This window comes from Psychrobacillus psychrotolerans, assembly GCF_900115805.1.
Taxonomy (GTDB): Bacteria; Bacillota; Bacilli; order Bacillales_A; family Planococcaceae; genus Psychrobacillus; species Psychrobacillus psychrotolerans.
In genome coordinates this window covers 64213-78783 of sequence record NZ_FOXU01000009.1, presented here as the reverse complement: position 1 = coordinate 78783, position 14571 = coordinate 64213, and the positions used below count along the sequence as shown (strand labels likewise).

General features: G+C 37.4%; 17 protein-coding genes. 4 read left to right on the top strand and 13 right to left on the bottom strand.

From position 1 onward, the window contains the following. Window positions 1–47: 47 nt before the first annotated feature. From tsaD to BM260_RS15575, 6 genes are all read right to left on the bottom strand, one after another. The gene (gene tsaD / locus BM260_RS15600; RefSeq protein ID WP_093538278.1) at window positions 48–1067 is read right to left on the bottom strand and encodes a tRNA (adenosine(37)-N6)-threonylcarbamoyltransferase complex transferase subunit TsaD; all 1020 of its coding nucleotides are present in this window, start codon (window positions 1065–1067) and stop codon (window positions 48–50) included. Further along, the gene (rimI, locus tag BM260_RS15595; protein WP_093538277.1) at window positions 1064–1519 is read right to left on the bottom strand and encodes a ribosomal protein S18-alanine N-acetyltransferase; all 456 of its coding nucleotides are present in this window, start codon (window positions 1517–1519) and stop codon (window positions 1064–1066) included. The genes tsaD and rimI overlap by 4 nt, the downstream gene beginning before the upstream one ends. Beyond that, the gene (tsaB, locus tag BM260_RS15590; RefSeq protein WP_093538276.1) at window positions 1509–2195 is read right to left on the bottom strand and encodes a tRNA (adenosine(37)-N6)-threonylcarbamoyltransferase complex dimerization subunit type 1 TsaB; all 687 of its coding nucleotides are present in this window, start codon (window positions 2193–2195) and stop codon (window positions 1509–1511) included. The genes rimI and tsaB overlap by 11 nt, the downstream gene beginning before the upstream one ends. Then, window positions 2192–2644, bottom strand: coding sequence for a tRNA (adenosine(37)-N6)-threonylcarbamoyltransferase complex ATPase subunit type 1 TsaE (tsaE, locus tag BM260_RS15585; protein ID WP_093538275.1), 453 nt, complete (start codon window positions 2642–2644; stop codon window positions 2192–2194). The genes tsaB and tsaE overlap by 4 nt, the downstream gene beginning before the upstream one ends. Before the next feature lie 363 nt (window positions 2645–3007). After that, complete coding sequence (locus BM260_RS15580) at window positions 3008–3418, bottom strand: YugN family protein (RefSeq protein ID WP_093538274.1); 411 nt, start codon at window positions 3416–3418, stop codon at window positions 3008–3010. A gap of 61 nt (window positions 3419–3479) precedes the next feature. Next, the gene (locus BM260_RS15575) at window positions 3480–4091 is read right to left on the bottom strand and encodes a GDSL-type esterase/lipase family protein (protein ID WP_093538273.1); all 612 of its coding nucleotides are present in this window, start codon (window positions 4089–4091) and stop codon (window positions 3480–3482) included. Between the two features lie 110 nt (window positions 4092–4201). Between BM260_RS15575 and BM260_RS15570 the strand changes: the two genes are divergently transcribed. After that, complete coding sequence (locus tag BM260_RS15570; protein ID WP_093538272.1) at window positions 4202–5248, top strand: acyltransferase family protein; 1047 nt, start codon at window positions 4202–4204, stop codon at window positions 5246–5248. A gap of 146 nt (window positions 5249–5394) precedes the next feature. Here the strand turns inward: BM260_RS15570 and BM260_RS15565 are convergent, their stop codons facing one another. Beyond that, window positions 5395–5694 carry a hypothetical protein gene (locus BM260_RS15565; protein ID WP_093538271.1) on the bottom strand — a complete coding sequence of 100 codons (300 nt, stop codon included), beginning with the start codon at window positions 5692–5694 and terminating at the stop codon, window positions 5395–5397. 54 nt (window positions 5695–5748) lie between these two features. Continuing rightward, window positions 5749–6657 (bottom strand): formyltetrahydrofolate deformylase, encoded by a 909-nt coding sequence (gene purU / locus BM260_RS15560; protein ID WP_245762758.1) that lies wholly within the window; start codon window positions 6655–6657, stop codon window positions 5749–5751. 142 nt (window positions 6658–6799) lie between these two features. Between purU and BM260_RS15555 the strand changes: the two genes are divergently transcribed. Next, on the top strand, window positions 6800–7318 hold the full coding sequence (locus tag BM260_RS15555) for a hypothetical protein (protein WP_093538270.1): 519 nt from the start codon (window positions 6800–6802) through the stop codon (window positions 7316–7318). Between the two features lie 25 nt (window positions 7319–7343). On the opposite strand, the gene BM260_RS15550 is transcribed toward BM260_RS15555, so the two are convergent. Then, the gene (locus BM260_RS15550; protein ID WP_093538269.1) at window positions 7344–8336 is read right to left on the bottom strand and encodes an ABC transporter substrate-binding protein; all 993 of its coding nucleotides are present in this window, start codon (window positions 8334–8336) and stop codon (window positions 7344–7346) included. A gap of 113 nt (window positions 8337–8449) precedes the next feature. Here BM260_RS15550 and BM260_RS15545 point away from each other — a divergent pair, with 113 nt between their 5' ends. Together BM260_RS15545 and BM260_RS15540 are read left to right on the top strand one after the other, a co-directional pair. Beyond that, entirely contained in the window at window positions 8450–9484 is a 1035-nt protein-coding gene (locus BM260_RS15545; RefSeq protein WP_407691723.1) for a FecCD family ABC transporter permease, read from the top strand. After that, window positions 9481–10509 (top strand): FecCD family ABC transporter permease, encoded by a 1029-nt coding sequence (locus BM260_RS15540; RefSeq protein WP_407691721.1) that lies wholly within the window; start codon window positions 9481–9483, stop codon window positions 10507–10509. Before BM260_RS15545 ends, BM260_RS15540 begins: the two co-directional genes overlap by 4 nt. Before the next feature lie 55 nt (window positions 10510–10564). On the opposite strand, the gene BM260_RS18835 is transcribed toward BM260_RS15540, so the two are convergent. The 4 genes from BM260_RS18835 to BM260_RS15520 form a co-directional block, all read right to left on the bottom strand. Next, window positions 10565–11323, bottom strand: a complete 759-nt coding sequence (locus BM260_RS18835; RefSeq protein ID WP_281249763.1) for a 3D domain-containing protein — start codon at window positions 11321–11323, stop codon at window positions 10565–10567. 169 nt (window positions 11324–11492) lie between these two features. Then, entirely contained in the window at window positions 11493–12119 is a 627-nt protein-coding gene (locus tag BM260_RS18830) for a 3D domain-containing protein (protein ID WP_093538267.1), read from the bottom strand. Between the two features lie 332 nt (window positions 12120–12451). Then, entirely contained in the window at window positions 12452–13402 is a 951-nt protein-coding gene (locus BM260_RS15525; protein WP_093538266.1) for a sensor domain-containing diguanylate cyclase, read from the bottom strand. A gap of 290 nt (window positions 13403–13692) precedes the next feature. Continuing rightward, window positions 13693–14571 (bottom strand): ROK family protein, encoded by an 879-nt coding sequence (locus tag BM260_RS15520; protein WP_093538265.1) that lies wholly within the window; start codon window positions 14569–14571, stop codon window positions 13693–13695.

Genomic DNA, 14571 nt, shown 5'->3' with positions numbered 1-14571 from the left:
TCAAATCTCCGACGCTTTTCAGGGCTATTATAGTATTTCTGTTTTTTTCAGTTCCAACTATCTAATTCTAGTCCAGGCCTACCATTCATCGACATATTACCTCTATGACCCGCTGAAAATTTCGAATTTCCTGCAGCTGCAATCATCGCAGCATTATCGGTACACAGTTTGATGGGGGGAACATAAAAAGATATATTTTCTTTAGTAAAAGCTTCTTCTAGTGATGTACGAAGTCCTTTATTGGCAGCAACTCCACCTGCCGCTATGACTTGTTTAACTTTAAATTCTCGTGCAGCACGAATTGTTTTTGTTGTTAATACTTCCACTACACTTTGCTGGAAGCCCGCCGCCAGATGGTTCGGATTTACTTTTTCCCCTCGTTGCTCGGCGTTATGCTGATAATTGATAACTGCTGATTTTAATCCACTAAAGCTAAAATCATAGGACCCCTCTTCTAGCCAAGCTCTTGGAAATTGCAGTGCTTCGTCACTTTCATTAGCTAGCTTATCGATATGTGGGCCTCCTGGGTAAGGGAGATTCAGTACACGTGCTACTTTATCGTACGCTTCACCTGCAGCGTCATCTCTAGTCTCACCGATTAGTTCGAACAGACCATCGTCCTTCATCAATACAAGCTCTGTATGCCCTCCAGAAACAACTAATGCAAGAAGTGGAAATTCCATCTTCTGTACTAACGCATTTGCATAAATATGTCCTGCGATATGATGAACTCCGACAAGTGGAAGCCCATTCGCAAAAGCAAATGCTTTCGCTGCATTTATACCTATTAGAAGAGCCCCTACTAACCCAGGTCCTTCTGTTACTGCAACTGCATCTAAATCCTGAGGTGTCATGCCTGCTTGTTTTAATGCTTCTTCAATGACAATCGTAATTTGCTCCACATGATGTCTGGATGCAATTTCGGGCACTACCCCACCGAATCGTTTATGACTTTCAATTTGTGAAGCGACTACATTGGAAATAATCTCTTGCCCATTTTTTACTATCGATGCCGCTGTCTCATCACAGCTCGTTTCTATCCCTAAGATATATTGGTCTTTCATCATTTAAACTCCACCCACATCACAAGTGCATCCTCTCCGGTATCTGAATAATAATTTTTCCGTATGCCTCCGTCTTGAAAATTGAGTTTATGATATAAGTTCTTCGCTACATCATTTGAAACTCTAACTTCTAACGTCATGAGAACTACATTTTGCTCTGTTACAACACGGATAGCTTCACGCATTAAGCCTTCGCCAATTTTGTTTCCACGCATTCTTTCCGATACCGCCACATTGGTAATATGACTTTCATCCATCACTACCCACATGCCACAGTATCCAACTAACTCTTTCGTTTCAGTTTCAGCTACAAGATAGTGTGAATATTCATTTGTCGTCATTTCGTGCTCAAAGGCTTCTCTTGTCCACGGTGTATCGAAAGCTTCCTCTTCGATTAACAGAACTTGGTCTATATCATCTATTGTCATTTTGCGATACGTAATATTAGTTTCCATTTTTCTTCTGCTCTTTCATCCAGTTTGCCTCTGCTTCTGTAATACGTAAATACTCTGGCACTACTGTATGCACTTCGTCAGGCTCCATTTTTTTTGCCATTTCTATTAAAACTGCAGCATTTGGTAAATCGAAAGCAGCATTAACACGTTGCACCTTATCTCCAAGTACTTCCTTTATATGTTCCCAGTGAATTGTAACATCCATCCCAACAAACAAAACTGGCTGTTCTAAATTATCTAACGTGGTCAGTAGATCTACTAAAGACATATGCGCTTCTTTTACTACTTCACCGTTTGTATAGATTCCAGCAAAGACATTACCGCGACGTGCATCCATAATAGAACACACTACTCCTTGGAAATAGGGTGCATTCCCGGCAAGTACATGTAAGCTCGATACTGAATATATCGGCACCTTTAGTGTCCATGCGAGCGTTTTTCCAATCGTAACTCCAATACGGACTCCTGTATAAGAACCGGGTCCTTTCGCTACAGCAATTGCCTCTATTTCATTTGGCTTGATATTTGCTTTTTCCATTAATTCTTCAATCGCTGGCATTGTTCCAATCGAGTGAGTAATTTTCATAGAGGACTGAATCGAAGCAAGTACTTGTTCGTCCTTTACAATAGCTACCGCTAGCGGTGTATGTGATGTATCTATTCCTAACCAAATCATTCAAAAAGCTCCTCACATAATTGTTCATATCGTTCGCCCAGGGGCATAAACGTAAATTTTCTGGCATTCTCATCTAGCCGTAGTATCTGAATCGCTAATCGTTCTGCTGGTAGGTCTTCTTCTATCAAATGGGCCCACTCAATAATACTGACCGCATCCCCGTAAAACAGCTCGTCCCACCCTAGATCCTCGTCACTATTTGCAAGTCGGTAAACATCTAAATGGTTTAACGGGAGCCTACCCTCATACTGTTTTAATATAGTAAAAGTGGGACTGTTCACGTTACGCTTAATACCCAAACCTTTTGCCACACTTTTAGTGAATGTCGTTTTACCTGCTCCTAAATCACCTTCTAGAGTCAGGACATCCCCGGCATGTAAGCGAGCTGCCATTTGCTCAGCAAGAGCCTGTGTTTCTTGCTCCGAATTAATCATTCGTTCATATTTCATCGGTTGCTTTCCTTTCCAGTTACATCTCTAATGCTTCTATTATAATGAAATACGTCGAATATTGTAAGTGTGGGGTCTTTCAGTTAGCTTCTAGCAAGAACAAAAGCGCAAGCGCCTAGGTAAGACCCGACAAGCGCTGGAAGAATAGCAATAAAGGCGCTCTTTGCCTTTATTGCTATTCTGAAGCGACTCGAGGGGCTAGACGCTGAAGTCTGGACGAATAATTACTTGTAGAAGGTTATCCGAAAATCAGTAGTATAATTTTTTCTTAAAGGTTCAATAATTCCAGATTTCACACTACATACACTTTCTCATCAGTTAAAAAAAAGACCATTTCGCAACTTGTGCAAAATGATCTTTCACTTATTGAACTAACCGTACGATTTTCTCAACTGCTTGTTCTCCAGCTGCTGTCCATTTATTTTGGTTTTCAATTTGACCATCCTTATCAACTGGAGGTTGGAATTGATTGAACCCTGTAGAAGTGAGCAGTGAATTCTCCTCATCATCTAAACCTATATTAACAACATGCTTGATCACATAAGGAGTTTGAAACTTAATCTGTGCGTCGTAATTATCTAACTCCCCTTCCACCACTTCAAATGGAAGTCGCAAGTAAATGGTTTCGCCTTCATTTCGCCATAATACATTGTCAAAACTGCCTTTATGGTAGTCCCAATTTCCACCTATCGTATACCCGAGGCTATCTATTCTACTTCTTAAATCACCAAAACCGATTTCTTTTCCTTCTAACTCTGTTTGTAATTGCAGCATGAAAAATTCACTCCTCATTCGAATCTTTCTATTATCATTACCAACAATCGCTAGAAAAATACTAGCCTCTCATTAATCGGTCTACTAACTTTTTGAAGAAACCATCCTCAATTTCCATGTCCTCTATCTTTTCCACTATTACATCAGAAAGCAATTCATAGCAAGCTTCCCCAAAATGAAGTCCATCATTCTTCTCTCCAACTAATAACTCCTTATAGTTTGGCTTTGAGTATACAATTTGAAAAAAATCGATAAAATAACTGTTTGTTTCTTCTGCCACCTCTTGAACGACCTGAGCATATTGTTTTAAACGTTCATTCGTTCGGTTGCGCTGAAGGGATTCATCAACGGGAGCTGGGCTTATTAATATAGTCTTTTCTGGACCAATCTGCTTTGTAAACAATGAAATATTACGCTTAAACGTATCTATATCTACCAACTTATCAGTTGCCGAATCATTTGCTCCAAATAATACAGTCACTACATCTGGACGCTTAGATAACACATCTTTGTTAAAACGAAACATCGCTTGCTCCGTTGTATTTCCGGATACTCCTGCATTGATAAATTTATAATTAGGCATTTTTGAAGACATTTTATGAGTTAATATGGGCGATGGATACCCTTCTTTTCTGGCAGTGATACTATCACCAAAACAAATTACTTCCAACATATAACAAAACTCCTTTTAAAAATATGTAATATACTTGAAACACATTATACGTTTATAATTACCCAAAAACGGATAAACAAACATAGATATTATGTTTTGGAGGAAGTTTTATGGCTAACAAGCGATTAACATGGGTCGATGTGACAAAAGGATTCTTAATGATATTAGTTGTAATCGGACATTATCCAGGTGAATTGGATTTTCCGTTTATCACATATATATATTGGTTTCATATGCCGGCCTTTTTCTTATTAAGTGGATTATTTTTCAAAGAATTAAAAGAGGAACAAGATACAAAAGTCTCTATCAAAAAAAGGTTTCTACAGCTGATGGTACCTTATTTCTTTTTCCTATTAGCCATTACAACTGTTCGATATGGAATGGAGCTTGCAGGAGGTAACTTCGACTTATCCTGGTACATACAAGATTTATGGAAATTAGTTATTGCGGGTCGTTTTGCACGTGGTGCTTATGGAGTTTTCTGGTTCGTCACCACATTGTTCTTTACATATTTATTGTTCACATTGATGACAAAGTATTTAAATCGATTCAAACAAATAGTATTACTTATCGTATTTTACATCGTCGCACATTTAGAAAGTATTTTTGCAATGCAATATATTAGTGGAGCACCAGATAAAGCTTCACAAACAATTCCAATACTTTGGAACTTGGATGTCGTCTTAATGGCAATCGTCTATTTTTCTCTTGGCTATTATGCTAAATCTATTTGGATGAACATTACTAAAACGTGGTTTATCGGAGCTCTAATCGTGGCAATAACTGCGATAGTTACTGATAAACTTGGGGTTATTGATTATCACTTAAGTATGAAATTCCTTCGCTATGAACATTTACTACTAGACTTAGTGATACCTATTGCGTTCATAATCGTTATTCTTGGTCTGTTCCAAAGAATTACTGCTATACTTTCGTTAGACTGGTTGGCAAAAATTGAAAAACATTCAATTACGATTATGTATTTGCATATTTTCACTGATATTATCCTGAACGACTATTTCCAATACGGCATTATTGGTTTTACGACACTCGGATTAATCATACCGATCATAGCATCTATCATTATTCAAAAAATGATTCCATACGGAAGGTTCTTATTAGGAGATATTCGAGCAAAGAAACCCATTCAAATTTAATAGAAGCCCTACCTGAGAAATAATTGTTCTGGTAGGGCTTTTATTGTCGGAGAATTTATGTGAAAAATCATGCATCTTTGACATCATTAGATTAGAGATTCGAATAACGATACAACAATAAAATAGAACATTAGTTCTTTTTTGTGTTATAATAAGTTGGCAATTACATAGTAGGGTAGGCGGCTGGTCACTTTTCCGTTAGGAGGTGTTGCCATGACAACATACCAGATGATGAGTTTGTTGATCCAGCTTAGTGCTGTACTGATAGCAACCTTTTCCATAGTAGTGACCATTATCATTTTCTTTGTAAAAAAGAAATAACCGTCCCCTGAGCTAAAGGTTTGACGGTTATTTTCGACCTTGGACCAACCGCTCTTTCCGCGGTCTGTAATTGCTGACTGGATATTCGCGTATCCAGTCTTTATAGTCTCTGTTTCTATATCCATTATATACAGAAGGAGTAGCGCATTCAACCTATATGAGCATTACCAACTTTTGACTTAGTGGAAAACGATCGTCTTATTGCCTTCTACGATAACACGATTTTCTAAATGCCATTTCACAGCTTTTGTTAATACTCGTCGCTCGATAGTACGACCAATTTTCTTTAACTGAACTACGTCATCCCGATGATCTACTCGCTCCACATCTTGTTCGATAATTGGACCTTCATCTAAATTGTTTGTTACATAATGAGAAGTAGCCCCAATCAGCTTTACTCCGCGTTCGTATGCCCGCTCATATGGACCAGCACCGATAAACGCTGGTAGAAATGAATGATGTATATTAATAATCCGATTTTCAAAATGCTCTACAAACTCTGGTGTTAATATTTGCATATAACGAGCCAGGATGAGTAAATCTATTTTGTACTGCTCCATTAAACGAACCTGTTCAGCTTCCACTTGTTTTCGAATTTCTTTGTTTGCTGGTATATAATAATATGGAATGCCTAGAGCCTCGACAAATGGTCGGGCGTCTTCATGATTACTAATGACTACAACTATATCTGTATCCAAATCTCCGTTTTGCCATTCCCATAAAAGCTCCATTAAACAGTGTGGTTCCTTAGAAACAAAAATTGCAGAACGTGTACGCTCACGTAAATAATTAAAACTATATTCCATATTATGCACTGCAGCAATTTGTTCGAAATCCTTTTCCATTTGTGCACACTTTCCAACTAAACCTTCACAATGATATGCAATTCGTATAAAAAATGTACCGTTCACTGGATCACTGGAATATTGGCTAGACTCAATAATATTTGAATTATGTGTGTGTAAAAATGCTGATAGCACTGACACGATTCCTGGTTTATCAGGGCATTTTACTAGCAATCGTCCACGATTTTCAAAATGACTGTTTTGATGTTGTGAGTTACTTTTTACTTTCATGTTAATAGACATAGAAACAGCTCCCATTATATAAATATTAATTTTCTTATTATGCTACATTCTATCTGTCTTCTCAACCCTTTAGTAAATTAAATGATTAAAGGGGGGTACAATCGATGTTAAACATAGAATTTTACGCAAAGAGGGCGTGTACATGCATCAGAAACTGACAAAAACACTATTTAAATTGTTTACAGGTGAATTGACCGCAACAATCATGTTTGGAGGTGTATGGCTACTGTTTTTACGTATGTATGAATGGGCAAATCCATACTTAACTTCTTTTCCCCCTTTATATGCATTTCTATTCCTAGAATTTCTATTATTACAAGGAAGTTATTATTGGTATTTAAAATGGAGACAAGCTAAGCATAGGGATTTCACTATATTGCCCGATTATCATCTGAAATTTTTTCGGATTCTAAAGCGAGTGAATCTTTTTCTTATAGGAGCTGGCTTTGTTCTATTGATATATGAATCGATAAATCATTCTAAAGCCTACTATTGGACCCTCTTTTTATATTTGTTTGCGCTAGCAGAGTATATAAATTATTACTATATTCGCTTGTCTTATCAATCTGTGGATGAGATGAAGGACTTTCTGCGACACAGAAAGTTACGTAGATCTAAATTGGCAGAAGAACTAAAACAATTAAAGGCTATCTCCCAATAACAGGGAGATAGCCTCTCTTGGCAGCCTATTTTACAATGCTTTTTAAAATATTGTCGATAATTTGTTCATTAGCAATTGTTCCAGTGTATAACCAACTTTCGTCTGGGGAAAATTCATATACATTTCCAGCTTTTACAGCAGGAACACTGTTCCATAATGCTTCACTTAAAGCAGTAGAACCACTTGTTGTATCACTATTAATCAAGAATAAATGCTCTGCATCTAACTCAACCAGTTTTTCTAAAGATATTTCACTCCAGTTACCAGTTGCACTTGCTGAAATTTCTTTTACTACTGCAGGTGTCTTCAATCCTAAATCACCATACATTACCGCACCACTAGATAAGTTTTCTCCTACTACGAAGAATTTCCCACCTACTAGCCATACAGCAGCTACTGAAGGATTTCCTACCTCAGCTTCTATCGTTGCTTTTGCTTCTGCCGCTTTTGCATCATAATCTTCCAGTGCTTTTTGAGCTTCTGCTTCTTTACCGAATACTTCCCCTACACGCTTTAGTTCGTCGCGCCAATCGTTGTTGACTTCTGTTCCAATTACGTATGTTGGAGCAATTTTACTGTATTGCTCGTATTTACCGCCTTCTACCATACTTGCTGAATCCATGATGATCAAGTCAGGTGCGTATTCTTGAACTGCTTCGAATGGTAGGTCATAAGGAATCATTGGAACGTCTTTTAAATCGTCCTGTAAATATCCCTGTATGCTTGCTCCATCATTTACACTCCATTGTGCAACAGGAGTTATTCCTAATGCGACTAAATTATCTTCTAAGTATGAAGCTAGTACACGTTCTGGGTTAACAGGCACTACTACTTCATTGCCCATCGCATCTGTCAATGTACGTGTATCGCTTTCCTGTGCGTCCGTTGCTTGTTCTTCTGCTTTATCTGTTGTGGACTGCTCTTTAGAATCTTCATCACCACAAGCCGCTAATGCTAAAGCTAAAGCACCTGCTCCTACTAATTGTATCCATTTATTTTTACCTAGTATATTTTTCATGTTAATCTCCCTTTTGGTATGATATAATAGAATCATTGATAATGATTCTCGATTTCAATTAGAATACAAATTCTTTCATTTGTCAATATTTATTTTTTCTTAAAATGGGGATAATGATACATATGAATACTAAAACAACATTAGATTATAAAAATCCTTTCACTAGCTCTGCTGTCATTATCATTGGCATCATACTACTTGCCCTTAGTGTGGTGGTATCTATAAATTTTGGGGCATCCTCCACCTTAAGCTATCAGGACGTATGGAGTGCTATTTTTCACTTTGATCCAACTAATTCTTCCCATGTTATCATTCGTGAACTTCGACTTCCCCGAGCTATAGCCGCTATTTCTGTTGGAGCTGCTTTAGCAGTATCTGGTGCAATCATGCAAGGGATGACAAGAAATCCATTGGCTTCCCCATCCATAATGGGGGTTACTTCAGGGTCATCTTTTTTAATAGCCATTGCGCTAGCTGCGTTACCAGGTATAAGTTACTTGGGCTTAATGATGTTCTCATTCGTTGGAGCGGGGCTCGGTGCAGCTTTAGTATTTGGAATCTCTGCTATGGCGAAGGGTGGAGTTACTCCGGTAAAATTAGCGCTAGTCGGCTCAGCCATTACTTCCCTACTTAGTTCCCTATCCACAGCTATTGGTATTAAATTCAATGTATCAAAGGATATCAGCTACTGGTATGCTGGCGGCGTATCGAGTATTCAGCCGCAACATATTTTATTTGCTATTCCATTTATCATCGTCGGACTTATATTAGCGTTAATCTTGTCGCGCTCTATCTCTGTGCTAAGTTTAGGAGAAGATGTCGCAAAAGGACTCGGTCAACGAACCGGTTATGTACAATTGTTAGGAACAATTGCTGTACTTCTATTAACGGGAGCTGCAGTATCCATTGCTGGGATGATTGGTTTTGTAGGTCTGGTAATTCCTCATATCACTAGATTTCTAGTTGGAGTAGATTATCGGTGGATTATTCCATGTTCCGCTATTTTAGGCGGTATATTATTGATCACTGCAGATATCGTTGGACGCAGTGTAAATCCTCCCTTTGAGACACCTGTTAGTGCAATTACTGCCTTGATCGGTGTGCCGTTCTTTCTCTACCTAGCACGTAAAGAGGGGAGAGGATTATGATGCCAAACACTTTAGCTAAAAATGAAGCCAAATATAAGTTTCTTATGATCACTACATTTATTTTAATCATTATGGCTATTCTTATAAGTATTAATGCAGGATATATGAAAATACCGATTGCCGATGTTATTGCTACATTGTTTGGTAATGGTACTCCTCAAAATGAACTTACTATATTTGAATTCCGCTTACCTCGAATATTCATGGCCTTACTGGTAGGTTTAGGAATTTCTATATCTGGTGCAATTTTGCAAGGAATTTCTGGAAACCCACTAGCTGATCCCGGTATTTTAGGCATCAATGCTGGTGCAGGTTTTACCATCGTGCTTTATATGTTCTTTTTTCAAGGAACTGTCTTTATAACTGGTTGGCTTTCTATTTTCATCATGCCATTTGCAGCACTAATCGGAGGATTTATAGCAGCATTCCTCATCTATATAATTTCCTGGAAAAATGGTCGTGTAACTCCTATACGGCTAATACTTGTAGGAATCGGGATTAATGCTGCATTTGGAGCAGGTCTAACTATTTTCCAAATGAAAATGGAGCCGATTGACTTTATGAAAGCGATCGTTTGGCTTTCTGGTAGTATTTGGGGAACAAATTGGACATTTGTTTGGATGATTGCACTTTGGTTAGTTGTCCTGATCCCAATTGTTCTTTATAAATCTCGAGTCTTAGATGTATTAAAGTTAGGAGACTCTATTGCAATAGGTGTCGGGGCCAATATTGAAAAAGAAAGACGCTTCCTTCTGTTCATTTCCGTAGCGATTGCGGCGGTTTGTGTATCAGTTGGAGGAGGAATTACTTTTCTCGGTCTAATCGCTCCACATATGGCACGCCGTTTAGTAGGTGCTTCTCATGCCAAGTCACTACCCCTAGCTGCTTTGCTAGGAGCACTGTTACTATTACTCGCAGACACCCTTGGCCGAGTCATATTAGCACCAATGGAACTCCCAGTCGGATTGGTTATCTCCGTTCTTGGTGCTCCTTACTTTATCTACTTACTTATAAAAACGAACTAAATATGTATTACTAAAAAAAACAGATCAGCATAAGTCGCTGATCTGTTTTTGGGATTTAATTGATAACTCTAAGTTTTACTTCTTTGACTCCCCAAGCGATAGCATTATCATGCGAAGGGATAAAAACATCAATTTTATTGCCTTTAATAGCTCCCCCTGTGTCACCAGCTATTGCTTCTCCATAACCCTCTACCCACACTCTTGTACCTAATGGGATTACCCGAGGATCTACTGCTATTACTTTTTGATTGGGATTAGCTCGCAAATCGATTCCATATGCGGTCGTCCCTGAGCACCCTGCGCAATACGCTGTGTAAGCCGTGGCGGTAACCGTCATCTCTGCTCCATAACTTTCCGGCTCTTCTTTGGAAGAAGATACGGTTACTTTTGGTTCTTCCACCGTATTAGTAGGTGGGGAACTTCTAGCTACAGTTGTTGAAGCAGCCGCTACCTTCTTAATAGTTTCAGGGATACCAGTGTTGCTTACAGTTAATACATCGCCAGGTAAGATTAGTTCCCCTTCGATATTATTCCATTCCATCAGAGATTCCAATGAAATACTATGCTCTAGAGCAATCCTAAATAGATTATCCCCTTTTTCTACCGTATATGTCTTAGGTTCCAGTAGAAAATCATAAGCTAGTTCGATATTTAGTGCATCATCAAAAAAAGAAAAATCCGCGACGCTATCTGAATTGTATATATCAAATTCTTCTCCATCACTAGTGGCGACTAGAAATGGATCAGCAGCGTACGTTACTGAGCTCATCGAAAAAGTAGCTACTAAAATCATTAACAACGTTTTTGCTTTCAATACTTTATCCTCCTTACAAGCAATCTTTCAATCACTTTTAAATTTGATTAAGTATTGCCCAAAAACTTTCAAAAACAAACATTCTAACAAAATAAAAAGAAACCATCCTCCCAAACATATAAAATCTGTTTGGAAAAATGGTGTTATATACACATAGTTTTCATCTAAATTACTCCAGGATTTTCAATATTATTTCCTGTCTTCCCCACTCAATTGCTCCATCATAAGTAGGAATGAACACATCAATTCGATTACCTTTTATAGCACCACCAGTATCCCCAGCAATTGCTTCTCCGTATCCTTCTACCCACACTTTAGTGCCAAGCGGAATAACTGTAGGGTCCACTGCAATCACTTTCTCTTCTGGATTAGATCTTAGATCGATGCCGTAAGCAGTTATGCCGATGCAGCCATAGCAATAGGCTGTATAGGCTGTTGCCTCCACTATCATCTCTTGTCCTGGTCCGTCTGGCGGAATAGTACTTGGGTGCTTCACTAGCTCCGCATCCTTACTTAGTATTAACTGGTCTTTTGGATAAATCACATGATCAGACAATCCATTCCACTCCATTAGTAAGTCAATGGGAACATTATAAGCTTCCGCAATATCATACAGATTATCTCCTTCTACAACTGTATGAATAGTTGGATCTGGAAGACTTTCTTCTACGATAGGTGTATCCTCTACCTTTGTATTTGGTAAATCTAGTTGGTTTATCAATGGTTCTGAAGCACTTGCTGTAGATAAAGTTATACTTATAAATATTAGTGTAAATATTATAATTCTATTTTTCAATGTTATACCTCCGATGTACTTTTCAATAATCCCTTTTATGTATTGCCCTAAAAAAGAGAGATACAAACATTTCTGTCTATAAGTGCAATAGGTAGCTTTCCAAAGAGCACATTATAAAGGTCTCTTAAAATCTGAAGTTGTCGACTGTTTTAATATGCATCAAAACAATTATTTTATGTAAGGTTTTATATGGAAATAAGTATTTTACATACATCGAATCATTATTTGTAACGCAAAAAAGAAGCTACCAAAGAGGATTGGCAGCTTCTTACTTTCTATTTGATTGGATATTGAACTATCATGATTTCAAGGCTTTAGATCACTTTCTTTTTTTATAACTCTACAAGTTTTCTTTTGCCTATTTTTTCTTCATACATCTTTTTGTCCGCTTCCACGAATAGTGCATCCATTTTCCCTAAAGAAGATGGACTATATGCATAACCAACCGATATTTTAACACGGTAAGGTCTACTTACACTATTAAAAAGATCAATTTCTTTTCGAAGATCCGTTAAATACTTTTCAATATGTAATAATTCAGTATTGATGAATATAACAGCAAATTCATCCCCACCTATTCTTGCTACTATCCCATTTTCAATTACTGTACTATTTAATAATTTGGCTGTTTCACGGATTAAAGAATCCCCTACTCTGTGTCCAAAATGATCATTTACTAGTTTTAGTTCATCTACATCACATATGAGAACTGCAACAGGGACATCTCTTTTCCAGTTGAAGTAATCTAACTGTGATTCAAAAAAACCTCGATTATATACATTCGTCAAAGCGTCATGGGTGACTTTGTATTCTAGTTTCTGTTGCAGTTCCACTTTTTCACTTATGTCTCTTAAAACTCCTTGAATAGCAATTAGCCCTTCCTGGTCATATACAGGTGTAGCATATTCCTCAAACCAAATGTATTTACCATCCGCATTTTTCAGTCGAGTTACGATGGGCTTACTATAATCCAGTTCGCCATTATTTTTCTTCACTAAAATATGCCGATCATCCGGATGCACAAGATCACGAAAGATTATACTAGGATTTTTTATATGTTCCTGCATAGCACCCTCTCCAAAAAACTGGTCTACTACAGGACTTAAATAACGATATTTTAAGTTTGGCTTTAACTCGCAATAGTACATAATATCTTTTAAGTTTTCTACGACTTCTAGCATTGGGATTACAGAGTCTACCTCTTGTTGTAACTTTGACCGTTTAAAGTTTAATAGAAGAATTACAATAATAAGTACTACTAATAGTACACTCAATATCCACATCCAAAAATTCCCTTCACATCTATCATAGTTATAATTGCATATAAAGTAGTTAAATTAACACATGTCTTTTTTCCCGTTACTTTGACAATTCTACTATTTATAAGCCCTTAAAACAATGGGTGAAAGGTTATTTTTATATCGATTTGGAACCTAATATATTTACTCATATATGTCTAAATACCCTCACATAATTTATTATCCTTATAAAAAAAGAAATATCCGCTACCTCTAATTGGATAGAACGATTATTTCTCAGTTGAAAAGAACTTAAGACTTACACTAAGATTCACTCATAAATGCAAGGAAACTGCACCTAATAACCCTGCTTTGTTACCCAGTGTTGCCTTTACAATTTCTATGTCGGAATAGCTTTCCATTACTAGTTCCTTAACTTTACTGTTTACCAATGATACTAATTTATCCTGTTCCATAACTCCACCGCCTAATATAATTGCAGGCGGATTAAATATGTGGGTCAATGAAACTAAACCATATGCTACATCCATTATCCATGCATTCAGAATCTTCTCCAGTTCTGCATTACCCCTTTCAAGCCCTTCAAATATCGCTCGACCGTTCGCATACTTATGATCGACTTGAAGTGCTTTTTCAACTAAGGCTGTGGTGGAACCATACACTTCATAACAGCCTAAAAACCCACAAGTACATTTCCTTCCACCTGGATATAGAATGATATGTCCAAACTCAGCTGCTGAGCCATTAAATCCTCTATAGATACTAGAATTATATACAATAGCACCACCTATACCAGTTCCATAGGTTAAACATAAAAAGTCAGTATACCTTTTACCAGCACCAAACTTTTTTTCCCCTAACGCTGCAGCATTCACATCATTTTCTACAGCAACTGGGACATTAAAAGTCAACTCAAAAATATCCTTTAACCTCATACCAGTAAAATTAGGAATGTTATCATTTGCATAGGTGATAGAGCCTTCTTTACTATTAACCTGCCCAGCAGTACTAATGCCAATAGCTTGGAAGTCTATATAATTCATTTTGACTAACTGAATTATTCTTTCTATTAAATGGTTCCCTCCCATTTTAGCTTGAGAATCGAACTCTTGAAAATTTACTATATTCCCTTTTTCATCAGAGATGCCAAGTTTAATAGATGTTCCACCAATATCGATAGCTAATATATTCAT

Excerpts from the sequence above, each read along its gene's own strand:
- tsaD (WP_093538278.1), bottom strand. The coding sequence starts at position 1,067 with ATGATGAAAGACCAATATATCTTAGGGATAGAAACGAGCTGTGATGAG.
- rimI (WP_093538277.1), bottom strand. The coding sequence starts at position 1,519 with ATGGAAACTAATATTACGTATCGCAAAATGACAATAGATGATATAGAC.
- BM260_RS15575 (WP_093538273.1), bottom strand. The coding sequence starts at position 4,091 with ATGTTGGAAGTAATTTGTTTTGGTGATAGTATCACTGCCAGAAAAGAA.
- BM260_RS15550 (WP_093538269.1), bottom strand. The coding sequence starts at position 8,336 with ATGAAAAATATACTAGGTAAAAATAAATGGATACAATTAGTAGGAGCA.
- tsaB (WP_093538276.1), bottom strand. The coding sequence starts at position 2,195 with ATGATTTGGTTAGGAATAGATACATCACATACACCGCTAGCGGTAGCT.
- tsaE (WP_093538275.1), bottom strand. The coding sequence starts at position 2,644 with ATGAAATATGAACGAATGATTAATTCGGAGCAAGAAACACAGGCTCTT.
- BM260_RS15525 (WP_093538266.1), bottom strand. The coding sequence starts at position 13,402 with ATGTGGATATTGAGTGTACTATTAGTAGTACTTATTATTGTAATTCTT.
- purU (WP_245762758.1), bottom strand. The coding sequence starts at position 6,657 with ATGTCTATTAACATGAAAGTAAAAAGTAACTCACAACATCAAAACAGT.
- BM260_RS15565 (WP_093538271.1), bottom strand. The coding sequence starts at position 5,694 with ATGGATATAGAAACAGAGACTATAAAGACTGGATACGCGAATATCCAG.
- BM260_RS15570 (WP_093538272.1), top strand. The coding sequence starts at position 4,202 with ATGGCTAACAAGCGATTAACATGGGTCGATGTGACAAAAGGATTCTTA.
- BM260_RS15545 (WP_407691723.1), top strand. The coding sequence starts at position 8,450 with ATGATACATATGAATACTAAAACAACATTAGATTATAAAAATCCTTTC.
- BM260_RS15580 (WP_093538274.1), bottom strand. The coding sequence starts at position 3,418 with ATGCTGCAATTACAAACAGAGTTAGAAGGAAAAGAAATCGGTTTTGGT.
- BM260_RS15555 (WP_093538270.1), top strand. The coding sequence starts at position 6,800 with ATGCATCAGAAACTGACAAAAACACTATTTAAATTGTTTACAGGTGAA.
- BM260_RS15540 (WP_407691721.1), top strand. The coding sequence starts at position 9,481 with ATGATGCCAAACACTTTAGCTAAAAATGAAGCCAAATATAAGTTTCTT.
- BM260_RS15520 (WP_093538265.1), bottom strand. The coding sequence starts at position 14,571 with ATGAATATATTAGCTATCGATATTGGTGGAACATCTATTAAACTTGGC.